Consider the following 26,354-nt stretch of genomic DNA (forward strand, 5'->3'; position numbering starts at 1 on the left):
TTTATATTTATTATGTTGTTAACAAACCTGAGCGCCGCCAATCCACGTGCTAATGACTTGTTGTTGTGTGTTTAATTGTACAAAATCTGCTGGACTACCCAATATTAATCGCCCGTGTGTGGCAGGCAACTTTAAATACTGAGCAGGATATAAACTCGCCATTTTAAGCGCTTGCGCTAATGGCTGCTTTAAATGAGTTACAGTGTTTCTAACAGCGGTTGCCATATCAAGCGCAGAGCCGGCCAACTCACCTGTTGTAGAGGTGAGTTTACCATTATCTAAGGTGACAGTTCGGTCAAAAAAAGCAAACTGAGTATCATCTGTTCCCACTGGTGGCATCGCATCAGTAACTAAAAATACGCGCCCCATTGGTTTTGCTTTTAATGCCAGTTGGCATGCTGCGTAATCAACATGATGGCCATCAACAATTAAGCCACAATAAGTATCATCATTTAATAATGCACAGCCAACCACTCCCGGCTCACGCCCTTGTAGTGGTGACATAGCATTATACAAATGCGTAAATCCGGTTGCCCCAGCATCAACGCCCTGTTGAGCCTGTTCAAAGCTTGCGTTGGTATGACCTAAGCAAACCTGAATCCCTAAATCGCACATTTTGGTAATATCGCTTGGTAGTACATTTTCAGGCGCTAAGGTGACTACGACTTTACCTAAATCTTGGCGAGATAACACCTGCCACTCTTGTTCAGAAATAGGACGAATAAAATCAGCGCTGTGAGCCCCTTTTTTTGCCACTGACAAATGCGGCCCTTCAAAGTGAATACCAATAATACCTGGCGTTTTTTGGGCTATCGCCTTAGCAATTACATCGGCTGCTTGGCGCATTACTTGTACGGTGTCGGTAATTAACGTTGGCAGCATAGCAGTTGTACCGTATTTGGCATGTGCTAGCAGTATTTTTTTAACCCCTGCAACACTGCTAGTACGGTTGAACAACTCACCGCCACCGCCATTAACTTGTAGATCAATAAAGCCAGGTGCGACTAAACCCGTTAGGTGCTCATCTGCCTGCTGTACGTTATCATCTATTGCCGTAATAATACCCGCATCAACGCTTAGCACTTTGTCGTTAACAAAGTGCTCGCCATCAAAAAACTGGGCTACATGAATTCGTTTAACTGACATTTATAATGTCCTTGTTACTTTTTTAAGCCCCTTTGGCTCATCAGGATTAAAACCACGGCTTAATGCCACTTTTGCCACATCAAGGTAAAAACGCTGTAATACTAAAAATGGCGCTAATCGCGGGTGTATTTTAATACCTTGTTGGTTAAGGCTAATCACTTGTGCACCGCGCTTTTTAACCTCAGCAATTTGCTGCTGATGTGACTCTTTGGTTTCATCATCAACCGAACAATCTAAAATAACTAACCCTTGCTCAACTAAGGTCACCGGACCATGTAAAAACTCCGCACTACTAAATGATTCAGCATGAATAGCACACACCTCTTTAAGCTTAAGTGCCATTTCTTTTGAGATAGAAAACCCTAAACCACGTGCCAATACCACCATATTCTTAATATTTGCAAACTCAGTAGGTTGCAGCTGAGTTGGCGAATCTATAATGGCATTAAGCGCGCTAGGTAACTCGTCAAGCCCTTGTAATAATGACTCATTTTGAGTCCAATTAGCAACAATATGTACTAGGGCTGATAACGTTGCCAAATAGCTTTTTGTTGCCGCCACCGAAATTTCATCGCCAGCTTTAAGAGGAACAAAATCATCGACTATGTCTTGTAGAGGTGACGCTTCATCGTTAACCAGCGCAATACAATAAGCGCCCGCCTCTTTCGCCATTTTTGCCTGGGCAAGAATGTCTGGGCTGCGTCCTGATTGAGAAATTACAATCACAACAGCGCCTTCAAGCTTTAATGTTTTACCATATACACTCGCCACTGATGGCGCTGCTGAACTGACGGGTACACCCGCTTCAATTTCAATTAAATACTTACCAAAAACACCAGCATGATCTGATGAACCGCGACCAATCATCATAACCACCTTAGGGGCCATATCGCGAAGCTTATGACCAATTTTTTCCACTAAAGGTTGGTTGGCAATAATTTGCTTTTCAATAACATTTGGCGTTTGCGCCGCTTCTTTTTCCATTAGTGTGTTAAACATCATAACTCCTGGCTGCTGTAATTAACGTGCTGTTGTTTAGCGTAAAGTACAGACCCCATTTCTGGTGACGATAATGGGGCTGATAAAATAGCTTGTATGTCTGGGTCTAACCATGTTGTCATCACGGTTGATAAGCCACCAATAAACGAAAGTCTTGGTGGGTTTTTATCTAATAATTGTCGTGCAATGTCGCTTAAATAAGCGCCACCTTCTTTTAAAATGGCAATTGCTGTGGCATCGTTCGCCAGTGCTGATTGAAAAACACATCCTGCAAGTTGCGCAAAAAAGGCTGCAGGCTTATTGGCAATCACTTCAACAAGTTGCATTGCATCGCTGACTTCTAAATACTTCATTAACAAGTTAGTAAGCGCACCACTTGGGATTAATTTATCTAGGCTAAGCAGCACATACTGACAAGCAGTAAAGCCAATCCATGCACCACTGCCTTTGTCACCATGTGGAAAGCCATGACCACCAATCATAAACGATTGGCCATTAACGTATGAAAATCCACACGAACCAGTGCCAGCAATCATCACTGCGCCATCCTCGCCCTGATGAGCGCCCATACAAGCAATAAGTAAATCAGTAGTTAAGTGCATGGCTTTAAATGGGTGTTGCCATTGTGTCATTTGATTATGCAAACTTGGTAAGTTAACCCCTGCTAGGCCAACCCCTGCAATAAGCTCAGATAAAGGCATATCTTTAAGCCCTGCATCTTGTAATGCTAAACGCGCTGATTGCTCAATAGAATGAGTTGCTTGATTAAAACCATGTAACGGGTTACCTGGGCCTGCCACACCGGTGCCGACTATGTTATTACAGCTATTGACGATAATTGCTTTACATTTAGTGCCGCCGCCATCGATCCCCACAAAGAGTTGATTGTTTTTAATATTGTTGGTGATCATTTTTGCCTCTTAAGTTGTTCGACCGTTTTGCAAAACACTAAAATAAAGCCGGACTGTCATACTGTATGAATCTTATACTAACACAAATGACAGCGTTGTCATTATTTTTATTTACAAATAAATAACTTCTTCAATCGTCAATAATTTAACGGAAAAACGCACCTTAACGGTGCGTTACTTTAAGCTTTCTGCTTACACGACTAGCTGATGGAGTCTTAGATCGAACCCATACATCTTGTGTTACTTTGACAGGTTGTGTGTAGGTTTGCCATTGCTCATCACCTTGTTTGTATTCAATCACTAAACCAGGGTAAGCAATATTGGCGTACAACATGCTATTCTCAATTTTAGCACCTGCATTTGCAAGACGATAATGCACATCAGCACGTTCTAATTTGGCAAATTCTTTTAGCCCCATGGTAGCAGCAAAAGTTTGCCATTGCTGATCGCGCTGCTGCTTTAATTCAGGGCTAAAGCGATTTGTTTGTTGGCTGTAAACAAAGCCATTGTGATCATACGGTACCGCCCAATCTGCTTTATGCCAAGCGCGCTGTGCCAGCGATAATAATCGTGGGAATAGCTTATATTCAGCCATATTATTGGTACGCGTATTTTCGCTCCATAATTGACCCTGAATACCCACAAAACGTTTATCTTTAGCTAAAGGCGCGGATACGATCTTGCCTTGCTCATCATGCTGCAATGTGTCATCAGCTACATAAGGCTTATCTTCTCTATCAAGCCAAAATTCAGCATGAATAGGCAAATTATCTGGCATAAACTGAAATATTTTCTCAGTATTTATGTGCCTTGAAGCCCAGTAATAACCATGCTCTTGTGGGTCTGCCTCATACGGAAAGTCAAAATACAGCACATCTGGCGACGAAAGCACTGCTTGCCAATTTCTATTGGCAAATTCATGTGCACGCTGATGGCCATTCCACATTAATAAATCCCAAATATTACCTTGCACAACCTCTGGCATATTCTCTGGGTTAGTATGTGATAAGCCATCGCTCCATGCTGCGGTTTCAATATTCATATCAGCCAACATATTAGCGATACGTTCAATAAAATAACTACCCAGCTGACCTGCTCCGGTAATTTCTAACTTATTTTGTTTAATAAAATCAGCACAAGCAGGTGAATCGACCCATGCTCCGGCGGTTTCATCGGCACCTATGTGATAACGAGTTAGCGGATGCTGTGCCTCACTATGAATACTTTTTACTTGTTCCATTACTTCACGGATAAACGCATAGGATGAGTCTAAACACACATTAATGGTATTGTCGTTGTAGTGCTGTACCGACGAATAGAGCGTTGTATCAAGCGGGTCATAAAGTAAAAACTGTTCGGCTTTTTGTTTATCGCCTTGTTGTATATATTTATTATAACGCGCTTGCATGGATTTAATCGCAGCGCGAGAATGTCCTGGCATATCAAGCGATGGGATCACCTGAATGTGACGCGCACTCGCCGCTTTAAGTATTTCTTGGTAATCAGCTACCGAATAATAGCCGTTTGCTGCACTTGAAGTGTCAAGCCCTGCGCCTAGCTGTGGCATTAAACATTGCTCCTCGCTTTGATCAAAACAACGCTTTGCACCTATATCTGTAAGTTCAGGCAGTGATGGAATTTCTAAACGCCAGCCTTCATCATCACCTAAGTGTAAATGTAGCTTGTTAAGTTTATAAGCAGCCATTTGATCAAGTAACTTTAAAATAAAGCCTTTATCACGAAAGTTTCGCGCTACATCAACCAACACACCTCTAAACTGGTAATGCGGCGCATCAATAACTTCTCCCACAGGTAATATATTACTGTTAACCTGATATAAGCTCGCTAAACTTTGCAGAGCATAAAAAACACCCGTTTCGTCAACTGCATCGATTACAACCTCATCGGCTTTAATTGCTAATTTATAACTACCATTAAGCTGATCTTTTTTAACAGTGGAATTGAGTGTGACCTTAATTGCCGCTGCATCATCGTTTAAATTAATACCTAGTAGTTCCAGCCGCTCGATTGCAGCCAATACACTTGATTTATTAACTTCTGCATAATTAATATTAAGCCCTTGGCTAATATCAAGCGTTTGAGTTTGACTAAACTCGCTAACGCGTGGGGTGGGTATAATTTGCTGAGCAATGACATTACTCACTTGATTTTGCGAGGTTAAATAAGCTGAAAAGTCATACTTTTCATTACGCTCAAACAAGCGTTCAGCAGTAAGCCACTGTGTTTTGTCGCCCGCAGTACGTTTAAACTGACGAGTGTAATCGGTATAAGGTTCTACATGAGGTAATAGCTCTAAGCCGGTCTCTGGATCAATTTTAGGCTTTGTACTTTCAATCACTTTAGCTGTGTCGTTATTATTCACCACGATATAGTTAGGAATAGCGTCGCTTTGCGATAATGACCAAAAATGCGCATAAAAAGTAATCGTTTTAGTCTCACCGGCTTTAAAGCCAGTAAACCCATCTTTAAGCTCAATGACATGAATATCGCCATTAACGTGTTTAATAGTAAATTCATCGCTAATCGACTTTTGTATAGGCGTAATTTGACTAAAGTAAATTTTCCATTGGTCAACGTTAATTGCCGAGTTGGCAGTTAAATGTAAATTCGCTTTAAAACAGTGACCGTTTTCAATATCTGGATCGCACTGTGCTGATGGGCGGTTATCAACTTGCTGATATTTTATTTGTAATGTGTTAGCAAGTAACTCCACCGCACTATCGTTTGCAGGCCTTAGCTGAACCGATGCCGTATTTTGTCCTTCAACATTGCCCTGACATGCACTTAAACCTAGTGCTAAGCAGCATGCTGTCAGTAATGATTGAATCTTCATTCGCTACTCTCCCTTTATTATTAACTTAGTCACTCAAGCATCTCTTTCAAATGCTAAAAATTAAGCCGATTTTTCAATGCATTTATTCTTAGTGCGGTTAGTTTATAATGTACCATCAGCTAAAAAATATTTTATGCTTTAAATTAATCACTATTCATATCTAGTAATTGCTACCTTAGCCAAACAATCCACTACGTAGGTTCTAAATAATAATTAACATTGCGCTTTAATTTATGACAACGCTGTCATTTGACTGTTAATGTATCCTTTTTTTTCTTTTATAGCTACATAGGGGGCAAAAAAGATACAAAAAATTTACATGCATACGTCTTTTTTTATTTTAAATCACTGTATTTAAATGAGATTTAAATATTACTAAATCATTACCTGAAACTTTATCTACCATTCTCTCAAGAAAGGCGTATAAATTAACTGTTAAAATTCAATGATGTCTTTATAATTTAGTCGTCAAATAATAAAAACCGAGTACTGTTAACCGCTTTTGCTGTAGTCGTTAACCGATAAAGATAAATTAGTATAGTACCCAAAATGATATGTAAAGGTCTATTAAGCCGATGAGAACAACAATAAACGACGTGGCAAAAGATGCCGGAGTATCAATAAAAACGGTATCAAGAGTAATAAATAACGAAACCTCGGTCCGTGACAACACCCGTGAAAAAGTCATGGCGTCGGTCGAAAAGTTGAACTTCCAGCCAAACTTAGCAGCAAGAAGTCTTGCAGGAACAAAAGCTTACAGCATAGCTTACATTTACGACAATCCTAATGCGTACTACATTATCGACATGCAAAATGGTATTTTAGATGCGTGCAAAAAGCAGGGGTTTGAACTACTTATTCACCCATGTGATGCCAAAGAAGCGCATATTTTTGATGAAATTACTAATATGATCAAACGCACTCGTATCGCGGGAATCTTACTCACCCCGCCCTTTTCTGAAATGCCTGAGTTTGTTGAAAAGCTAACTCAACTAGACCTAAAAGTTGTGCGTATTTTATCAGGGCACAACGCGCCAGATTCATTAACACCCTGTATTATGATTGACGATAATCTCGCCTCAAAGTCAATTACTGAGCATCTAATTAATAACGGCCACACGCGCATTGGCTTTTTAGCCGGTGGCAGCGAGCATAACTCGACCAAAGAGCGCTTGGAAGGTTACAAAGCGGCGCTAACCCAATACGACATTCCTATAGATCCAAGCTTAATTATTGATGGCGAATATTCATTTGAGTCGGGGGTTGAGGGCGCTAAAACACTCATTAGCCAAACAAATAGGCCAACCGCTATTGTCTCATGTAATGATGAAATAGCCGCCGGTGCGTTATTTGCAGCCAGATTAATGAACATTGATATACCCAGCGAGCTTTCTATAACAGGGTTTGAGGATAGCCCATTCTCGCGTCAAACATGGCCAAAACTCACCACGGCTCATCAGCCTAATAATAAAATTGCCGAAGATGCGGCTAGCTTGTTAATAGCACAAATTCGTAATGGCAATGACCGCGATATTATAAAACTATACACTCCTGAGCTCGTCGTTAGAGACTCTACCGCACGTCCTCTTTAGCTTAGGTTAACCATATAATTCACTTCTGCGCTGTAACAAAGGGTCAGCGCAGAAGTGAATTAAAAACGGCCTACTTTTTGAATATACCTTCTGTATTACTGAGTTTATTTACAATAAAAAGCGCGGTAAGTTAAAACTTATCGCGCCATTACAAACTCTTCGAAGGTTAAAGCCACATGAGTTATTTTAGTAAATGAAAATTACCCCTCACTTATCGCTGTATTTAAACCGGCCTCAGCATCAGCGAGCATAGCAAACTCCTCATCTGCACTTTTGGCCACTAAATGTTTAGAGCTAAAGCCAAAGTAATACGCCGCACCGACTATAAACAGCACCATAGTGTATAAAAAAGCACGGGAGTCAAAGGCGTACACACCAGTCAAAGCAATCAAGGATAAACACAATGCTATGCTTGAAGTGACAATGCCGCCAGGCGTTTTATAAGGTCGAGGTAAGTCAGGTTGTTTTAAGCGCAACATTATATGACTGAACGCCATTAACGCATACGATACCGTTGCCCCCACTACCGCCATAGCTAACATTAAATCGCCCTCACCACTTAGTGAAGCTAAAAAACCAAATACAGCAGGAACAATAAGCGCTCGTGCTGGCACTTTACGCGCTGTGGTAATTGATAACGAACGCGGTAAATACCCCGCACGCGATAACGCAAACACCAATCGACTATAGCCATAAATAATAGAGAAAAATGAAGCCACCAGCCCCGCTAATCCCAGTATATTAACCACGGTTGCTAAATCGCTATTGCCCGTCGCATTTAACGCATCCACCAGCGGAACTGCGCTAGCGCCCATTGCTGTTGCACCTGCTGCGCCGGGTACTAACACAACCACTAATAACGCGGTAAACAATAAAAATACCATGGCGCCAATAATGCCTTTAGGTACATCTTTAGCCGGATCTTTTGCCTCTTCAGCCGCCAATGGCACGCCTTCAACCGCTAAAAATAACCACATAGCAAAAGGTAAAGCTGCCCATACCCCATACCAACCCAAAGGTAAAAATTCATTCGCACCTGCGGCATCTGTTACTGCAACATCAAATAAATTGGTAGCATCAAAATTTGTAATTAAAACCACTGCCGTTGCAACAATAGCCAGTACCGCTAAACCGCTTATTACCATCATTACTTTTAGCGCTTCACCTACTCCAGCTAAATGAATACCTACAAACACCAAATAAAATAGTGCATAAACCCATGGGCCATTGAACCCCGTTAACGCCTCCACTGCAGAGCCAATAAATATCACAATGGCGGCCGGTGCTAACGCATATTCAATTAATACCGCAAGACCGGTTAAATAACCACCCGTTGGCCCCATTGCTTGACGAGCAAAACTATAACCCCCTCCAGCAGCAGGAATAGCAGCCGACATTTCAGCCAGCGATAACACCAAAGTTAAATACATAATCGCCATTAGCACTGCCGCTATCGCGAAGCCGCCCCAGCCAGCTTCTGCAATACCAAAGTTCCACCCAGCAAAGTCACCTGAAATCACATACGATACCCCTAACCCTGCCAGCAATAACCAACCTGCAGTGCCACCTTTGAGCTGCCTTTTTGCTAAGTATTCTGAATTATTAGTAGACATAACATCCTCTTTATCGATATTTCATTTTTATTGTTAATTACCGTTATTCCGCATTTAAAAAATGACGGCTCGATTGTTGATGCTCAATCACATCATCCTGTGTCCGATCTTTTAAGTTCACTCCTGTTAGTTTTAATGTTTTAGCTTCATTTAATAAGTAGGCTGCCCGACTTGCCGCATCAATATAGGTCAAACCAGCAGGACGAATATTAGATATACAATTACGCAGCGAATCGTTAAGCCCTGTTTTAGGCTCCCAGGTTAAATAAAGCCCCAAGCTATCTGGTGAGCTAAGCCCCGGGCGTTCACCAATGAGCACCATCACAATTTGGGCATTCAATAACTCACCAATATCATCACCAATGGCTACTCGCCCTTGTTCAACTAAGGTGATTGGAGCAAGAGTAAGAGGCTTATTAACGCTCAACTGTGAAAGTAATTCAGTTATAAAAGGAGCTGCATTTTTTTGAACCGCCAACGATGACAAACCATCAACGACCACAATGGCTAAGTCATACTTTTCTTGGGTGCTTTGCTGTTGCTCAGCAACAAAATCAAGTAATAATTGACGACTATGCTCATTTAGCTTTCGACCTAAATCTGGTCGTTGTAAATAAGTAACTCTATCAACCGCTTGGCTATGTAAATGCAATACACGCGCATTAGCTGCATTAACAGTCGCTAACTTTGCTTTCATTCCATTGATATCAAGTGGAAAATTGACTGCATCGCGCGCTTGCGCATGCGACAGTTGAAACGCCAGCATTTCAGAGGTTGGTAAACTAATACCCGCTCGACCAAGTCCTATGCGAGCATCAGTAAACTGGCGTAAGTCACGCCATGGGTTGTGTACCACATTGCCATTATTTTTATGATCAGTATTAGCAAGGTCATTTGATTTAAAATCTGCAGTCATGAACGGCCTCCCGCCAGTGCATCTAACGGCTTAGCAAATGCCGCGGGAAGACTGTGCGATAAAGTAACATCGCTACTGTTTTTCATAATGTTCATGTTAGTAAGCCACTTTTCAAATTCTGGCGCGGGACGAGAGCCTAGAACTCGGCGCACGTATAACGCATCATGAAATGAGGTAGTTTGGTAATTGAGCATAATGTCATCGGAGCCCGGAATCCCCATCACAAACGAGCACCCAGCTACACCAAGCAGCGTAAGTAAATTATCCATATCATTTTGGTCAGCCTCGGCATGATTGGTGTAACACACGTCACATCCCATCGGAATACCCAGTAATTTGGCACAAAAATGATCCTCAAGCCCCGCGCGGGTAATTTCTTTGCCATCAAATAAATACTCCGGGCCTATAAATCCCACCACCGTATTAACTAATAGCGGATTAAATTTTCGTGCAACGGCATACGCGCGAGTTTCGCAGGTTTGCTGATCAAGCCCGTGATGAGCATTAGCCGAAAGCGAGCTGCCTTGCCCTGTTTCAAAATACATCACATTATTGCCTACCGTGCCACGCTTTAGACTCAGCGCGGCATCTTGTGCCTCAGCTAAAGTATTTAAACTAAAACCAAAACTCGAATTGGTGGCTTCTGTTCCACCAATAGACTGAAACACTAAATCAACTGGCGCCCCCGCTTCTATGCATTCAATCGTATTAGTGACATGGGTAAGCACACAGCTTTGGGTAGGAATTTCATATTTTTGAATCACCTCATCCATCAATGTCATCAATTTAATAGCCTGCGCCACGTTGTCGGTTGCGGGGTTTATACCTATCACCGCATCACCATTACCGTACAGCAACCCATCTAAAATACAGGCGGCAATGCCGTTAATATCATCTGTTGGGTGATTAGGTTGTAAACGCGTGGATAAATGCCCAGGTAAACCAATGGTGTTTCTAAATGCACTGGTTACATGGCATTTTTTAGCAATAAGGATAAGATCCTGATTACGCATTATTTTGCTAACAGCCGCAGCCATTTCCGGAGTGATCCCCTGTCTTACACTTGCAAGTACCGAGGGAGTTGCAAAGTCACTTAACAACCAATTACGAAAATCTCCCACGGTTAAATGAGCAATCGCCATAAATGCATTAGCATCGTGATCGTCCATAATTAAGCGAGTTATTTCATCGTCTTCATAAGCAATCAGTGCCTCATTTAAAAATGCCTTCAACGGAATATCCGCTAAGGTCATTTGGGCAACCGCTCGCTCTTGCGCTGATTGTGCAATAACACCCGCTAACCTGTCACCTGAGCGATGAGGAGTGGCTTTTGCCATTACTTGCGCCAAATTTTTAAAATTATACACCTGCGTGCCCAGTGTATATCGGTGCCTTTGCCCCATGATCTACTCCACATAACAACTAGTTCAAACCTTGGTACAGGTTTTGCTGACCTATAAGCTATAAATCAATTTTGTTTAGTTTCAAGAGAGCTTAATTCATACCAAGACACTATCGAATTTTGGCAAATCATCATTTTTAGCTTTATTTCATATAGTTAACTATAGTTACAGGTGGTAACTTAATCTTAATAAAAATAAAAAAGCAAAGAGTAACTCCATTATGACGCAGCAAGATTTAGCTAGCGCACCACAAAAGAGCATGGTGCATACCCAAGATATAGATGAGCAAGCGCATAATCTAACGCAGTGGCAGCAAAAATATGATCAGCTCAGTGATGGGCGATTTTTTGGGTGTATAGAAAGCGTGGATTATTCTAATATTCATGCATTTGAAGAATACACAGAGCGTGCTCTTCACCAACAATGCGCAATAGCGCCACGATCTATTTGGCTTGGGATCCCAAAGCAGTCGCAGCAGAGCAAAATTAATGGCTTAAATGTGGCAAGTAATCAATTTATGTGTCGCACTAGTGAGAGTAACTTTGAGCTTATTACACCTGAGCAGTTTAATATTTATGGTTTAGTAATAGACACGCAATCGTTAGAACATATGGCTCAGATACAAGGGATGCACTTAAAAAATATAACGTCTTCAGGTACTGAGCGACTGACAACATGCAACGCCATGCTAAAAAGTGCCCGGGGTATAATAAACAGTATGGTTAGCAACAACGCTTTTGGCCTAAATGCCGATTTACAGCAAGACATGCTTAATATGCTGGCATTACATTTACTAAACGAACAGCTCCCATGTCAACGCATCGCTCCCAGTTATAAACACCGTAAAGCGGTCGTTGATAAAGTTAAAGATTATATAAAAGCGCATCCACAAAACACGGTAACAATTACTCAATTATGCGAACTCACCTTTGTGAGTAGGCGTACCTTACAATATAGTTTTGAGAGTATTTTAGGGATAAACCCACTGCGGTTTTTACGTTTAACTCGATTAAATAATGTTAGAAGAGAGCTAAAATTAGCAAAGCAAGATAAACCCATTTCTGTGGTTGCTGCCAATTGGGGGTTTTGGCATGCAGGGCAATTTACCAAAGACTACACGCAATTATTTGGTGAGAACCCTTCGCAAACAGTGATAAACCATGCTTCTTATTTGGCAAATTCTAAATCGATAATACATGGATAACGAGGATACGGGTTTCGGGTGGCGAGCTACGAGCTGCGGGAGGCGCTGCGCTGAAAGAATAGATTTAAGGGCTGATATGACTAGATGCTAGACTGTTTGCACAAGCTCGCTACTCGTCACCCGTTGCCTTCTCATTTACTCCTCATTCACTTCTCTTTGTGCAAACATGTTTTAAGTGATTAATTCAAAAAGAGATCATGAGACGCTGCGCGGAAAGAGAAGGCTAAAGGTGCTAGGTTGTGTTCGCTGCTCGTGACTCGAAACCCGAAGCTCTTAGCTCGAAGTCAGCCTTATTTCGGTAAGTCAAAAGCCCTATTTGATCGGTGCTAATTAAGCCGCGATTAAATAGGACTCTTGTCCTGCATGTTTGTTGTTACGTTTAAACGAACCTTTACCTTTTTTAGCTTTAACCACTTGCGGTTTAAATACTTTAGAGGTTACCAGTGCCGCCAATGCGTTGTGCTTTATCACTCCGCGACCGGTGTCTACTGCGGATTTATTAACCGCTTTTGCTTTGCCTTTTTTAGCCATTTGTTTTTTCCTATTAGTAAAATGAGAGGGATACATATCCCACACTGATATTGATGGCGATTGTATGCTTAATTTTCAAGCATGCAACCATTTTTAATGTCTTTTTCAATGTTTTTTAAGCATAAAAAAAGCGCCGTTTAAAACGGCGCCTTTGCTGGTTTAACTTAACCTAAAAATTAAAAACTAAAGCTTAGTTTTGCATAGTAACTACGGCCATCAAAACCGTATGGTACTGCACGTAGCGGGTATTTAAATGCCCCATTTGAGATAGCATTTAGTACTTCATCATCACCTAATTCATCCGGTGTTTCATCAAATACGTTGTCTGCTCCAACCGATAGCGAAAACATCTCATTAATTTCATAGCTTACGTTTAAATCTACGAGTACTGCCGTTTCTACGGTACTCGTCGCTTTAAATGAGCCATCTGTTGCAAGCTCAATATGGTCATTACCAAAGTACTTCACATCGGTTTCGCCAAAGTAATTGAAGCGGATCATTGCGCTGTAGGCATCACGCTCATAATCAAAGGTAAGCGTCGCACGCTCACCCGGTTGTCCGTCGGTTAAAAAGCTACTTTGAATGTCATCAAGCGCTACACTTTTTGGAATACCAGGTGCTGCATTCACACTATCAATTTTGGTTTCATTTAAGTTACCCGCAAACGTAGCTGAGAAATTACCGTCATATAAATCAGTGCGGTATGACGCAATAATATCCACACCTTGAGTGGTTGAGTTCACTGAGTTTGAAAAGTAATTCGCTTGCACTGCACCCGTTGCTTGAAGAGCGGCAACTGCCTCAGGGCTAAACGCCACATCATCAGCCGACAACAAGCTGCCTAGTGTAATACGGTCTTCAATTTCTACACGGTAAAAATCCACCGTTAACGATAAATCACTGGTCACATCGTAAACAAAACCGGCACTGTAGTTAGTTGATGTTTCAAGCTTTAAAGTATCAACGCCTAAAGCTGCAGGAAATGCAGAGCCCGTTGTCGCAGTAAACGACTGACTTAACGTGCCATCAGAACCTAAGTTAGTGGTAAACGCAGTGTAACCACTTTGCTGTAATGATGGCGCTCTAAAGCCCGTTGATAACGCACCTCGTACTGCAAAGTCATCATTAAATTCATAACGTGTTGCTACTTTACCTATGATGTCGTCACCCGCATTCGAAAAATCTTCATAGCGAAGGGCACCGCTCACATTCCACGCATCGCTTAACATGGTTTCTGCATCTACATATACTGCGTAACTATCACGATCGCTTTTGTTTGAAGCTTCAGGACGAAGGCCGTTATAAGCTTGAAAGCCACATTGTGCAAATTGACTCGGATCGTTCACCGATGGGTATGAGGTATCCGTGTTGGCTGCTCCACATGCGTATGATGCCACCTCACCTGGTACAATTTCATAGTTTTCTTTACGGTATTCAGCGCCAATTGAAACATAAACAGGCTCACTGCGACCAATATCAATAATGCCGTTTATATCTGCATTAAACGTTGTTTGATCAAATCTAAAGCCACCCGAATAACCCTCTGTTGGGCCAGCATTCGCGGCTACATCGGTATCGCTTGCACCCGGATTATTAAATAAATACTCCGCCGCGTATGACGCATTTAAAGTATTTCGTGAGGTAAAATCGTATTGGTTTTCACCGTAAACAGCAGAAACATCGTAGGTCCAATCAGGGTTAATTTCACCTTTAAAACCAACAGCTACCGAAATATCTTGTGCTTCATTGTCGATTTGCGGTAAAAAGCCGTCGCTGTATACTTGCGTTACGTTTTTAGACGCTTCATTAAAATTACGGTAAAAGCCGTTGCCTAGTGCCGTGCGCTCAGAGTAACCACCAAATGAGTAAAGCTCCCCCTCACCCATTGGCAGGGCCATATTGTAAAATACCGAAGTGAATTCACTCTCTGCATTACCTTGTCCCCAACGTACTTCGTCAGATAAAGTACCTGGTGCAACATTAAGTGACCCACCCGTATCTCGCTCTGCGCGGTTAGTTTTATCTGCATCACGGTACTCAAGCGATAAATTTATAAAACCGCCCTCATTACCTAATTCAAAACCACGGTTTAAACCGGCTGAAATTGTTTCTCCATCACCTTCTGCCGTTTCGCCATATTGTACGTAACCGGTGGTTAAATCTGTTGAATCATTAAGTGATAAGTTGATAACCCCTGCAATTGCATCAGAGCCATACTGAGCCGCCGCACCATCACGTAACACTTCAACTCCTTTTAAAGCAATAAGCGGAATCGCATTCATATCAGTACCGGCAGAGCCACCGCCCACAGTACTTGTTAAACCAAAAATAGATTGATTATGACGGCGTTTACCGTTGACTAAAACCAGCGTTTGGTCTGGTTGTAAGCCGCGTAATGTAGCAGGGCGAAATAAATCAGAACCATCAGAAACCTGTGTTCGCGAAAAGTTAAATGACGGCGCCGTTGCCTGTAAGCTCTGCCCAAGCTCGGTAAAGCCGCCTTTGTTTAAATCATCTGCGTCAATTAAATCAATAGGTGATGACGACTCAGTGGCAGTTCGGTTTGAAACTCGCGATCCTAAAACAGATATTTGTTCGATATTTTTTTCAGCTTTAGCTGACGCTTCTTGTGCATTAACCATACTTGGCGCACTAAAGGCAAAAGCAACTGCTACAGCCAAGGTGTTTAAACGATATGTTGACATAATGATGACCCTGTTTTGTGTATTCTTATAATGTGTGTAGGGTATATGCATGTATCCCCTTGCCAACATCCTAGCAACATACACAAACAAAAAGAAACAAAAAATTTGATAAAATTGGCATAAGAATGCAAATAACTTTAAAAACAGGAAAATAACACCTTTAAAAGCTCAAAATACGCCCAAACCAGCAATTTAATATCCCACCCATAGAAGTTAATACAATGTTAACCATAAGGATTTTCTTTATAATTATTAAAAACATCAACGTTGTATGTTTTTCATACCGCACTGAGCGTAAAACGTACTTACAATAACGTTTTATACGGTTTTCATTAGACTAAAGTAGATAATAAAAAATAAGAAAGGGAACTCAGAAGAGATTATAAATAGGTGGTTGTGTAGTACAGCCCGTTTATTATACGTTATTTTATATAGGGCCTATTTAAGATGTATAACTATGCCAATCAAATTCACTAATAATATGGCAAAGTAAAGGGTCTACGCCTTTTGAGTCACAGTATGCACGTAATTGCATGGGGGGTTGCTCGTCAAAAATAATTTGCCAAACTATATACAACATGTGATTAAACAGAGCTAACTCATTATCATCAGTGCCATCTAAATCGTGGCAACTCATTAATAAATTACATATTTTTGTGTCGTATCCCCATAACTTTAAAACGTAGGCAGAAATAAAATTGGCACTTACGTATCCATCGCTGATGGTTTGCGCATGCTCATCTGACACATCGCTTTGAGCTTGAGATAATAAAATGATCTTGCCGACAAAACTCAATAACGCCACTGAAAATAACAATTCTTGATCATGCAAGTTAAAACCAGCCAGCTTTGCAAAACCCTTAACACAACTAGCGTAATTCGCCGCTATATTCAATTGCTTTTCATGCACATCAACAGGAATAGACGATTCAAAGTTTTTAGCAACCAATAAAGAAGTGGTGATAGCCATTAATATCGTGGTACCGAGCCTCGAAACAGCCTCATCTATTGACGATGTTGGCCTTACAAAACCAAGATAAGCGGAGTTTGCAAGTTGTAACAATTTAGCCGTTATTATTGGCTCTTGAGAAACAACATGGGCAATATCATGTAAATCAAATTCATCGCTTTGTACTAAGTCTCTGAGCTCTTTTAAAATAAGAGGATAAACAGGAAAACTGATCATAGCCCCTAACTGTCTACGCACATTATAAGCAAAAGGCAATGACTTTAACGCCGCCACATTATTAAAAAGTGCAGCTATGTCTGCCTCATTAAACGGTTTAGCAAGATAAGCATGAACAATATTAGGTTGTTGTATCATAGTACTCAACCTCATATCACCGGTAAGTAATGCTCTAACCGGATAGGGGTTCTTTGAAGAGCATTGCTCTAAAATATCAAGCCCATTCATTTGCGGCATTAAATAATCACTCAATACTAAATCAACGTCTTTTGTGGTACTTAAAAGTTGCCAAAACTCATCAATATCCGCAGTCGTTATGATATCAACCTCTGGGAATGCTCGATGAATAGTTCTTTGCAATACTTTTAATAAAAAAGCATCGTCATCTAAAATGATTACTTTAATCGCTTTCATTTAGCACCTTGAGTGTTTGCATGGTTTAAATAATTACAAAAATCATCTGATTCTAAAGGCTGCGAATAGTAATAACCTTGTATGTAGTCACAGCCTAATTTTTTAATTATTTCGCATTCAAAGGCAGTTTCTACTCCCTCAGCTATCACTACAAGCTCAAGATCATGAGACATACGCGTAATATTACGAATCATACTTTGCATCGCTAAAGACGATTCAATATCAGTAATAAGCGCTTTATCCAGTTTAACCCCATCTACTGGCAGTTTAGAAAGGTAACCAAGTGATGAATAACCCACGCCAAAATCATCAATCAATAGCTTAACCCCTAACTTTTTTAACCTTTTTAATTGTTGTTCGCAAGCAGAAAAATCTTCTATCAAATAGGTTTCTGTTAACTCAAAAACCAACTGTGATGACTCTAAACCATTGCAGCTTAAACATTCCAGCACATAGTCAATCAAACCGGGATCATCTTTTAATTGCCTAGCAGATAAGTTAATAGCCAACACGCTCACACCTATATTGTTATCACCCCAATATTTTAGCGTTTTACAGCTTTGAGAAATAACCCAACGCCCTATTGGTATTATCTGGCCATCACATTCAGCAATCGGAATAAAATGAGCAGGAGGAACCCAACCATATTTACTTGGCTCATACCAGCGAATGAGCGCCTCAGCACTGTGTACTTGTCCTGTTTCAATGTTAACTTTTGGCTGAAAACGTAGTGACAGTTCATCTTTATTTACCGCGATTAGTAATAAACGGCTTAACTCAAAATTCTTTCTATAGTCGGCTACTAGCTGAGGATCAAATCGGGAAAAAATACGCTGCTGCTCACCTAATTGATAATTCAACGTCAACTGCATCTGATTTACGAGTTCTTTTCCTTCTAAATTATCCTCAGGAAACAAACCATACACACCATATAGCTGCACATGAGCGTCAATATATTTTCTGGGTAGAATTTTATTTAACTGCTCAATCGCTTTATTTAAATCACTTAAAACTTCACTATCAGATTTAATTTCCGGAACAAATAATACAAATCGATCGGCGCTCTTATGAAAAACTTTGACAGATTTCTCCGATACGCTTTTTAACACTTTCAAAACCAATTTTATAAGGTGGTTGCCATCTTCTGCACCTAGCAAATCATTAATTAATTGAAACTGGGCAATACCTATATAAACTAAGGCATAACATTTTTTATTCGCTTCACACAGCGTTAAATGATGGTAAAAGTCAGACTCGTTGGTTACCACCGACTGTGTTCTAGTAAGTTGAAAAATGTTACTCATGCTATTTGAGTTGCTCGATAATTTTAAGAGTTGAAAATAATCATCATTTAAACAACGCTCTATCATAACTTCTTCGTTTTTAGCTAGATCAGAGGCGTGTGCATAATTAATAAAAAGTGTACTGCTTTTCTTATCAACAAATGACTGACTTACTGATTTGTTTTGAGCTGTATCTAAATAAGCGAGGTGTTTATTTTCATATAAATGAATATCTGGAATAATTTCAGCTGCAGGTGCATTAAAACGATTTATAATACCGTTATTGTCTATTTCTATTAAGCCAGACATACTGCCCATTAATAATTGATCTCTTACTCTTTTTGCTCGGCGCTGTTCATATTTAACTTTCGCTTCGCTGATGTTCTCAAGTAACTCACTATCGACCCATGGCTTTTCTAAAAAACGAAATACTAACCCCTGATTCAGTAACTCAACCACAGACTTAAAATCAGCATACCCACTCAGTACTAAGTTTACACTATCAGGCCAGCGACTTTTAACTTGGCGTAATAAATCAGCGCCGTTCATTTCTGGCATTCTAAAATCAGTAATGATTATCTCAATTTGATTAGCCGCTAATATTTCAAGTGCCTCAAAACCAGAGGATGCCGTCAGCACATCATAACCAGAACGAGCAAGTACTCGCTTTAAAGATTTCAATACATTGAGTTCATCGTCTACTAATAAAATTCGCAAAGCCACTATCTACACCTCAAAATGGGGTTGTACTCTTGCTAACTTGATTGTTCTTCTAAGTACCCTTTGCTAAGCAACCAAAAATGTTCACATCAGCACAAGTATGTTGTATCTAACTACATACGCAATAATGCCACTTAGCTGTAACTGTCTATCTAACTGATACCTTTTCAGATCACCTATATTGGTTTAAGGTTTCTATCATTAATAAGTGATTGCAATCACTAGATACAACTTAAACAAAAATGATACTTTTTAAAAATAAGCCATCCAGTTCACTTTATATAATAATAGTCTAGAATAAATTCTAAGTGATTATTTTTAGTTAAAAACATCCAGCGTTGTGGCTATTATTACCAAGGGGCATCTATGTTCGCCATTGAAACTTTTCACACTCACGGCAGCGATATAGATAAATTTATCAAACCTGTAAGTCAGTTTACAAACAACAGTCCCGATTTACTGCTCGGGTTTGCTACAACCGATACCATTAAATATCTTTATAATAGCCAGCCCAACGTGATAAAAAACACTCAAAATTGCTTAATCATCTCCTCCTGTCTTGGCTCATCAACCGAAAAAAATTTATCGTTAAATGAGCAAAGTATTAGTTTATTCTCTATCAAAGACTCAACGGGTCATTATGGAATTGCCAGTTGCAATACAACTAATAACCTAAGAGAAAATGCAGCTAACACTGTACTCCGAGCTATTGCTAATGCAGGCCAAACAGGACTCGCCCCAAAAATGGTCTGGTGCTTTCAAGTCCCAGGGAACGAAGAACTAGTGCTACAAGGAATCCAAGATGCTATTGGGCAGCGTATACCTGTTTTTGAAGGAAGTTGCGCTGATAACGACATTTCGGCAAAGTGGTGTTTCAGCGATACTAAAAATGTATACCAACAAGGTTTTATCATTGCGGTGTTATATCCGTCTGTAGAAACATTCGGCTTTTATAGTTCAGGCTACGATATAACCAACCAGCAGGGCATAGTTACCAATATTGAAGGACGTTTATTAAAAACAATCGATAACCAGCCCGCTTTTGATGTTTATAATCAATGGCGTAAAAACCTAGGGTTTGGACAGTTAAAAGCGGGAAATATACTTGCCCAATCAGCAATGACCCCGCTATCAAGAGCTCTTGCTTCAAATGATGAAATCCCACGATTATTGTTAAGTCATCCAGCTATAGCAAAAAATGGATCGTTAGAATTATTTTCTAACCTACATGTTGGCGATACGGTTTACCTTGCCTCAGGAAGCCCAGAGCAATTAATAAAGCGAGCTGATATGGTTGTCACCTCATTAACTAAATTGGCAGAACTCCATGCTATAAAAAATATTACCGGTGGTGTTATTATTTTTTGCGGTGGTTGTATGCTATCAATTAAAGAGGCAATGCACGAAGTAAAGCAATCTATTGAAACACAACTTCCCACTATTCCGTTTATTATAGGCTTTACTTTCGGGGAGCTCGGGACATTCAGCGATGCGACCAGTAAACATGGTAACTTAATGATCTCATGCGAAATTTTTGGTGACCCAATATGAGTAACAATGAAATACTGTTAGAAAAGCTACACTTATTACAAGTTCATAATTTAGCACTTGAAGAAAACCGTGCCTTTAATAGCTTGATTTTAAATGGTCTAGATATAATCTTAAAAAACGACAACACAGAAACCTTACTCACTGAGTTTTTTGATATTTTGCATCAGGCCATTGCCTTTTCTGCGGCTATTTTAATTAAAATAAATCCAAAAGATGTAATGGCTACGTTAATTACAGCGTCGCATCCGAATAGCGATGCAATAATTACCCAGCTGGAAGTACTTAATAGACCCGATAGAAATATTAAAAATATATTTAACTTACATCAACTCCCTAATTGGCAAGTAACCGACCCTTTTTGGCATTCGCAATATGCCATGCTCACCACTCCAGTAAATACAAGTACAGAGAGCTACCAGCTCTATATTTTTTCTGAAAAAATTGGCGCGTTTAATCAGCACGATATTACTTTAATGCAGCGCTTTGTCAGTTTTGCAGGTAATACGATTTCACAATTTGAAAAACGAAACTTACTTGTTAAACAAAAAGAAATGGAGGAAAAACAAAATAACATCGAGCAAGTGTTAATTAACTCTGAAAAAATGGCTTCGTTAGGGCAAATGGCGGCAGGCGTTGCGCACGAAATAAATAATCCTTTAAGTTACATAGTTAGTAACATTCAAAATTTGGCATACAACCTTGAGCAATTTAGCCATTTCATTAACGCTCTTAAGACAGAGAGTGTCATAACGCAGCAAACATTAGCAGATTTGTTACAACATTTTCAATTTGATGGATTACAATCAGACTCAAGCGATATCATTGCTGAAATGACTGAAGGGGCTGATCGCGTTAAAGAGATTGTTCAAGGGTTAAGGCAATTTGCTCATCCAGATCAAACTAAAATTGGCGATATAAATATAACTGAGCTTATTGATAATACATTACGTGTTGCCTGGAGCGAAATTAAATACAGTGCCAAGGTCGAAAAGCACTACAATACAGAACCAATCATCATCACTGGTCGTTCGACCCAACTCTCCCAAGTGTTTTTAAATTTATTTTTTAACGCCGCTCAAGCTATTTGCGACAAAGTTGGGGTGATCACTATTACTACTAAAGCCGATAAAAAAAATGCCTATATAACGATTGCCGATAATGGTAGTGGAATTAAGGAGGACAAATTAAATAAAATTTTTGACCCTTTTTTTACTACAAAACCAATTGGCCAAGGCACAGGATTAGGGCTTGCTATCAGTAAAGCAATAATAGAACAACACAGTGGCCTAATTAGTGTTAAAAGTAAGATAAATCAAGGCACTATTTTTAATATTACCTTACCTAAAAAACCGATATTAACTGACGATGCATTGAGTATTTTAAATGCAAAAAAAATCGCTAAAGAGTGAATTTTTAATACATTATCAGTTGTTTACAGCCAAAGCTTAGACTAAATTAAACTTATAATTATGTTGGTGGTAAGAAGATAAATGACAGACATTGCCCAATTAGAACAGCTAAATCAACAGCCTCCGAGCATCTTATGCTTGGACGATGAAGCTAATGTACTCAAATCTTTAGTACGCTTACTTCGTCAATATAAATTTGATGTGAGTGTTTCAACCAATGGCCAAGATGCACTTGAAAAAATGCAAAGTAAAGAGTTTGACGTCGTAATAAGCGACATGCGCATGCCACACATGAGCGGGGCAGAGTTTTTAGCCAAAGCCAGAAAGCTCGCCCCCGATAGCCAACGCATTTTGTTAACTGGCTTTTCCGATTTAGAGTCAACAATCAGTGCGGTTAACGAAGGGGGTATTCATGCTTATGTGCAAAAACCTTGGCAAAATGATCACTTAGTAAGTGTAATCCAGTCAGGCGTAGAAAAATTTAGACTAAAAAAGCAAAATGAAATTTTACAACAGCATGTAAAATCTCAGAACCAGCAACTAAAAGAGCTCAATACTAATTTAGAGCAGCTGGTCGATAAACGAACAAATCAAATTAGAAGTGTATTAAAAAAACTAGAAGTCGCTAATGAAAGTGAAAAAAGAGAGCATCAATCGACTGTTGAACTGCTTTATAATTTTATTAATGCAAATCCGTATCTCGATGGTAAAAGAGCAGAGAACATTGCCGGCACATGCACGCAAATAGCGCGTTACCTTAATGTATCGCAAAGAAGTATCACGCTTGCGCCTATTGCAGGATATTTAGCTCAAATTGGTTTACTTGCAATGGATCCTGAGCTTTACAACAAACCTATTAACGAACTTAATGAAGTACAGCGCAAAACGTTTTACACCCACCCGAGTATTTCACAATTAATGCTCATGCCAGCGACTCACTTGAGCGATGTTTCTGATGCAATTTATCACCAGTTCGAGCGATACAACGGCCAAGGTATCCCCAAAGGACTTGCTAAAAACGATATCCCCATTGGTGCTATGGTGCTCAGCGTAGCTCGCGATTACTGGGAGCATTATGAGCAAAGCGATCCATTACTTACAACAAAACAACGCCATGAGGCGGCGCTCGGTAATATTAAGGCCAATAGTGGTAGCTTATATCACCCGCGTATTGTCGATGCACTTGAAGCAAGCCATACTAAATTAATTACCTCTGATAGTTCTATTGGCTCAATTAAAATAATTTGCGCTCAAGAGCTTGAAGAAAATATGACACTGGCAAACTCACTACACAGCCATACAGGCATTATGCTTTTACCCAAAGAGCATGTTTTCAATTCAAAATCGATTGTTAAGCTACAACAACTCGAAGCCAAAAAGCCGACTCCGTTTAGAATTATGGTTAAAACAGCTAAATGATTGATCTAAATTGCTCTTTTATTCGTTACAATGGGCTTAAATAAATTAATAACTTTGCTTGAAGGAGCACAACGTGTCGCGATTTTCTGCCGTTACCGATAATCCCCACGACGGGCGTTTTAACCAAAAAACGGGAATATTACTGACCAACTTAGGCAGCCCAGATGCCCCCACAGCAAGCGCATTACGTGTTTACTTGCGTGAGTTTTTATCTGATCCACGCATTGTAGAAATTCCACGCATTGTGTGGATGATAATTCTCCATGGCATTATCTTACGCATTCGTCCAAAACGCTCAGCTAAGTTATATAAAAGTATATGGACCGAAAACGGCTCGCCGCTTACTCACATTACACGCCAGCAAAGCCTTAAATTAAATGCCTTATTAAAACAGCATGGCTATACCAACACCGAAGTGGTTATGGCGATGCGCTATGGTAATCCATCAATCGAAGCGGGCCTTGAAGAGCTTAGAGACAAAGGTTTAACCCGTATTATTGTGCTGCCGCTTTACCCGCAGTATTCAAGCCCAACCACAGGCTCCACATTTGATGCGGTTGCCAATGTATTAAAAAAATGGCGCTGGGTGCCAGAGCTGCACTTTGTAAATGGGTATCACAAAAACCCAACCTACCTAGAATCACTCGCTAACAGCATTAGCGAAGATTTAGAAAAACACGGAATGCCACAAAAAATGGTGTTTTCATACCACGGTATGCCTAAACAGTTTTTAGATAATGGCGACCCATATCATTGCCTATGCCAACAAACCACGCGTTTAGTGGTTGAAAAACTAGGGCTAGACAAAGATAAAGTGATCACTACTTTTCAAAGTCGCTTTGGTAAAGCTGAATGGTTAAAACCATACACAGATGCAACTCTTGAGAGCTTACCTAGCGAAGGCATTAAAGATATCGCAATTATCAGCCCTGCATTTAGCGCCGACTGCCTTGAAACACTTGAAGAATTAGAAGGTGAAAACCGAGAAATTTTTGAAGAAGCTGGCGGCGAAAAATACCGATACATTGCAGCCCTAAATGATCGTGACGATCACATCGACGCCATGTTTGATGTGTTAAAGCCAATGCTTTAAAGCAAAGGTTCGAGGTTTCAGGTTTCAGGCAGACACTAGCCAAGCGCGGTGGTTGACGGTAGGTGGGAGTTTACCTCGCGCACACAGTACTAAACCCGTTGCTCGACACCCGATACCCGTACTTAATACCTAATTTAGCGCTTACGTGTCACTATTAATGTGATTGCCCCGGCTATTATTCCCCAGCAGGCAGAGCCTACCGACCATAAAGTTAAATCTGAGGCAGTGACTAAAAAAGTAATGATAGCCGCTTCAGTATATTCAGCACTATGCAAAGACTGCTGTAAACTATTGGCAATAGTGCCAAACAAAGCAATACCCGCCAACGCTAACACCAATGCTTGTGGCAAGCTTGCCACAATTGCCACAAGCATAGCCGCACATAGCGCCATTATTATATAAAACACGCCACCAGCAATACTTGCCCAATAACGCTTATCAGGGTCTTTATCAGCCTCTTCGCTCATACAAATAGCCGCTGTTATGGCTGCTAAATTTATAGAATAAGTGCCAAAGGGAGCCGTCACACAATTTATTAACCCGGTCACAGTTAATGACGATGATATAGGCGCTTTATAATTATGTGCTTTCAAAATAGCGAAACCGGGTAAGTTTTGTGAGGTCATAGTTACTATGTATAAAGGAATGCTTATACTTACAAATGCCTGCAAACTAAAGCTTGGCGCTATATATGCAAAACTACTGGCTTGCCAATGCACGGTACTGGTATCGATATTACCCATATACCACGCTAAAAATATACCCGCTAGCAACACACTTAGCATCGCAAAACGGGCAAAAAAGCGCTTACCAATAAAGTACACCACCACCATTAAACCAATAACTAATGGCATATCGTTCATAAAGTTAAACACATCAATGCCAAATGTCACTAATACTCCCGCTAACATGGCACAAGCCAGTTCACTAGGAATACGGTTCATGATTTTTTCAAACCACCCGGTTACTCCCGACACCAGCACCAAAAAGGCTGATAACATAAATGCGCCTATCGCTTCATGTAAGCTATAGCCTTGAGCACTTGAAATCAGTAGTGCAGCCCCTGTGGTCGACCATGCAATTAAAATCGGCACTTTATAATAAAACGACAACACAATAGAGGTACTGCCCATCACCAAGCCCAGCATTAATATCCAGCTTGCCACTAGGTCAGGTGTGCCACCTAAAGTGATCACCACTTGGTAAATCAATGCTATCGAACTTGAAAAACCAATAATAACGGCAACAAGTCCCGCCATAGTGCGACTAAGTAATTGATCAGTCCCTGCCATAATTCCCTCATTTCATGCTTTAACGTTACAACATACTTTGCCTATTTTTACATTGCAATTTTGAATAATGAATATGAAAAAACATCACGTTAATAAATTTTTTTATTGATCAA

General features: G+C 40.3%; 18 protein-coding genes. 6 read left to right on the forward strand and 12 right to left on the reverse strand.

The features are described from left to right. Window positions 1-18: 18 nt before the first annotated feature. The 4 genes from nagA to AC0VZ5_RS18435 form a co-directional block, all read right to left on the reverse strand. Entirely contained in the window at window positions 19-1,146 is a 1,128-nt protein-coding gene (nagA, locus tag AC0VZ5_RS18420; RefSeq protein WP_475474846.1) for an N-acetylglucosamine-6-phosphate deacetylase, read from the reverse strand. Next, entirely contained in the window at window positions 1,147-2,145 is a 999-nt protein-coding gene (gene nagB-II, locus AC0VZ5_RS18425) for a glucosamine-6-phosphate deaminase NagB-II (protein ID WP_475474847.1), read from the reverse strand. Beyond that, window positions 2,145-3,056 carry an N-acetylglucosamine kinase gene (nagK, locus tag AC0VZ5_RS18430; RefSeq protein ID WP_475474848.1) on the reverse strand — a complete coding sequence of 304 codons (912 nt, stop codon included), beginning with the start codon at window positions 3,054-3,056 and terminating at the stop codon, window positions 2,145-2,147. The genes nagB-II and nagK overlap by 1 nt, the downstream gene beginning before the upstream one ends. A gap of 163 nt (window positions 3,057-3,219) precedes the next feature. Next, the gene (locus AC0VZ5_RS18435; protein ID WP_475474849.1) at window positions 3,220-5,910 is read right to left on the reverse strand and encodes a family 20 glycosylhydrolase; all 2,691 of its coding nucleotides are present in this window, start codon (window positions 5,908-5,910) and stop codon (window positions 3,220-3,222) included. Window positions 5,911-6,485: 575 nt separating this feature from the next. Between AC0VZ5_RS18435 and AC0VZ5_RS18440 the strand changes: the two genes are divergently transcribed. Next, window positions 6,486-7,502, forward strand: a complete 1,017-nt coding sequence (locus tag AC0VZ5_RS18440) for a LacI family DNA-binding transcriptional regulator (RefSeq protein WP_138605738.1) — start codon at window positions 6,486-6,488, stop codon at window positions 7,500-7,502. A gap of 200 nt (window positions 7,503-7,702) precedes the next feature. Here AC0VZ5_RS18440 and eat read toward each other — a convergent pair whose 3' ends face one another. Genes eat through AC0VZ5_RS18455 form a run of 3 tightly spaced genes read right to left on the reverse strand, consistent with a single transcriptional unit; the run spans window position 7,703 to window position 11,434 of the window. Next, entirely contained in the window at window positions 7,703-9,115 is a 1,413-nt protein-coding gene (gene eat / locus AC0VZ5_RS18445; protein WP_475474850.1) for an ethanolamine permease, read from the reverse strand. 43 nt (window positions 9,116-9,158) lie between these two features. After that, entirely contained in the window at window positions 9,159-10,031 is an 873-nt protein-coding gene (gene eutC, locus AC0VZ5_RS18450; RefSeq protein ID WP_198522874.1) for an ethanolamine ammonia-lyase subunit EutC, read from the reverse strand. Further along, window positions 10,028-11,434: an ethanolamine ammonia-lyase subunit EutB gene (locus AC0VZ5_RS18455; protein ID WP_178956989.1), complete on the reverse strand. Its 1,407-nt coding sequence runs from the start codon at window positions 11,432-11,434 to the stop codon at window positions 10,028-10,030. The genes eutC and AC0VZ5_RS18455 overlap by 4 nt, the downstream gene beginning before the upstream one ends. A 220-nt stretch (window positions 11,435-11,654) precedes the next feature. Between AC0VZ5_RS18455 and AC0VZ5_RS18460 the strand changes: the two genes are divergently transcribed. After that, entirely contained in the window at window positions 11,655-12,638 is a 984-nt protein-coding gene (locus AC0VZ5_RS18460; protein WP_475474851.1) for a helix-turn-helix domain-containing protein, read from the forward strand. A 330-nt stretch (window positions 12,639-12,968) separates the two neighbouring features. Here AC0VZ5_RS18460 and arfA read toward each other — a convergent pair whose 3' ends face one another. From arfA to AC0VZ5_RS18480, 4 genes are all read right to left on the reverse strand, one after another. After that, the gene (arfA, locus tag AC0VZ5_RS18465) at window positions 12,969-13,169 is read right to left on the reverse strand and encodes an alternative ribosome rescue factor ArfA (protein ID WP_010389506.1); all 201 of its coding nucleotides are present in this window, start codon (window positions 13,167-13,169) and stop codon (window positions 12,969-12,971) included. A gap of 176 nt (window positions 13,170-13,345) precedes the next feature. Next, window positions 13,346-15,874 carry a TonB-dependent receptor plug domain-containing protein gene (locus AC0VZ5_RS18470; RefSeq protein WP_475474852.1) on the reverse strand — a complete coding sequence of 843 codons (2,529 nt, stop codon included), beginning with the start codon at window positions 15,872-15,874 and terminating at the stop codon, window positions 13,346-13,348. 442 nt (window positions 15,875-16,316) lie between these two features. Continuing rightward, window positions 16,317-17,474 carry an HDOD domain-containing protein gene (locus AC0VZ5_RS18475; RefSeq protein ID WP_475474853.1) on the reverse strand — a complete coding sequence of 386 codons (1,158 nt, stop codon included), beginning with the start codon at window positions 17,472-17,474 and terminating at the stop codon, window positions 16,317-16,319. Further along, window positions 17,471-19,480: an EAL domain-containing response regulator gene (locus tag AC0VZ5_RS18480; RefSeq protein ID WP_475474854.1), complete on the reverse strand. Its 2,010-nt coding sequence runs from the start codon at window positions 19,478-19,480 to the stop codon at window positions 17,471-17,473. Before AC0VZ5_RS18480 ends, AC0VZ5_RS18475 begins: the two co-directional genes overlap by 4 nt. A 363-nt stretch (window positions 19,481-19,843) precedes the next feature. Between AC0VZ5_RS18480 and AC0VZ5_RS18485 the strand changes: the two genes are divergently transcribed. The 4 genes from AC0VZ5_RS18485 to hemH all read left to right on the forward strand — a co-directional run bounded on the left by AC0VZ5_RS18485 (window position 19,844) and on the right by hemH (window position 24,949). Beyond that, the gene (locus tag AC0VZ5_RS18485) at window positions 19,844-21,028 is read left to right on the forward strand and encodes an FIST signal transduction protein (protein WP_475474855.1); all 1,185 of its coding nucleotides are present in this window, start codon (window positions 19,844-19,846) and stop codon (window positions 21,026-21,028) included. Beyond that, window positions 21,025-22,437, forward strand: coding sequence for a sensor histidine kinase (locus tag AC0VZ5_RS18490; protein ID WP_178956995.1), 1,413 nt, complete (start codon window positions 21,025-21,027; stop codon window positions 22,435-22,437). Before AC0VZ5_RS18485 ends, AC0VZ5_RS18490 begins: the two co-directional genes overlap by 4 nt. 81 nt (window positions 22,438-22,518) lie before the next feature. Further along, the gene (gene nosR / locus AC0VZ5_RS18495) at window positions 22,519-23,856 is read left to right on the forward strand and encodes a response regulator c-di-GMP phosphodiesterase, NosR family (RefSeq protein WP_138605720.1); all 1,338 of its coding nucleotides are present in this window, start codon (window positions 22,519-22,521) and stop codon (window positions 23,854-23,856) included. Between the two features lie 73 nt (window positions 23,857-23,929). Beyond that, window positions 23,930-24,949 (forward strand): ferrochelatase, encoded by a 1,020-nt coding sequence (gene hemH / locus AC0VZ5_RS18500; RefSeq protein WP_475474856.1) that lies wholly within the window; start codon window positions 23,930-23,932, stop codon window positions 24,947-24,949. Window positions 24,950-25,083: 134 nt separating this feature from the next. Here hemH and AC0VZ5_RS18505 read toward each other — a convergent pair whose 3' ends face one another. Then, a complete protein-coding gene (locus tag AC0VZ5_RS18505) occupies window positions 25,084-26,241 on the reverse strand; it encodes a benzoate/H(+) symporter BenE family transporter (RefSeq protein ID WP_198522883.1) in 1,158 nt (385 codons plus the stop codon). Window positions 26,242-26,354: the final 113 nt, after the last annotated feature.

It is taken from the genome of Pseudoalteromonas sp. QJM3NY_12 (genome assembly GCF_056173165.1).

Bases quoted from the DNA above. Each gene is read 5' to 3' on its own strand.
- nagA (WP_475474846.1), bottom strand. From the start codon at position 1,146: ATGTCAGTTAAACGAATTCATGTAGCCCAGTTTTTTGATGGCGAGCAC.
- AC0VZ5_RS18485 (WP_475474855.1), top strand. From the start codon at position 19,844: ATGTTCGCCATTGAAACTTTTCACACTCACGGCAGCGATATAGATAAA.
- AC0VZ5_RS18475 (WP_475474853.1), bottom strand. From the start codon at position 17,474: ATGAAAGCGATTAAAGTAATCATTTTAGATGACGATGCTTTTTTATTA.
- AC0VZ5_RS18455 (WP_178956989.1), bottom strand. From the start codon at position 11,434: ATGGGGCAAAGGCACCGATATACACTGGGCACGCAGGTGTATAATTTT.
- eat (WP_475474850.1), bottom strand. From the start codon at position 9,115: ATGTCTACTAATAATTCAGAATACTTAGCAAAAAGGCAGCTCAAAGGT.
- AC0VZ5_RS18490 (WP_178956995.1), top strand. From the start codon at position 21,025: ATGAGTAACAATGAAATACTGTTAGAAAAGCTACACTTATTACAAGTT.
- AC0VZ5_RS18505 (WP_198522883.1), bottom strand. From the start codon at position 26,241: ATGGCAGGGACTGATCAATTACTTAGTCGCACTATGGCGGGACTTGTT.
- nagK (WP_475474848.1), bottom strand. From the start codon at position 3,056: ATGATCACCAACAATATTAAAAACAATCAACTCTTTGTGGGGATCGAT.
- AC0VZ5_RS18470 (WP_475474852.1), bottom strand. From the start codon at position 15,874: ATGTCAACATATCGTTTAAACACCTTGGCTGTAGCAGTTGCTTTTGCC.
- AC0VZ5_RS18440 (WP_138605738.1), top strand. From the start codon at position 6,486: ATGAGAACAACAATAAACGACGTGGCAAAAGATGCCGGAGTATCAATA.
- nosR (WP_138605720.1), top strand. From the start codon at position 22,519: ATGACAGACATTGCCCAATTAGAACAGCTAAATCAACAGCCTCCGAGC.
- AC0VZ5_RS18435 (WP_475474849.1), bottom strand. From the start codon at position 5,910: ATGAAGATTCAATCATTACTGACAGCATGCTGCTTAGCACTAGGTTTA.
- AC0VZ5_RS18460 (WP_475474851.1), top strand. From the start codon at position 11,655: ATGACGCAGCAAGATTTAGCTAGCGCACCACAAAAGAGCATGGTGCAT.
- nagB-II (WP_475474847.1), bottom strand. From the start codon at position 2,145: ATGTTTAACACACTAATGGAAAAAGAAGCGGCGCAAACGCCAAATGTT.
- arfA (WP_010389506.1), bottom strand. From the start codon at position 13,169: ATGGCTAAAAAAGGCAAAGCAAAAGCGGTTAATAAATCCGCAGTAGAC.
- eutC (WP_198522874.1), bottom strand. From the start codon at position 10,031: ATGACTGCAGATTTTAAATCAAATGACCTTGCTAATACTGATCATAAA.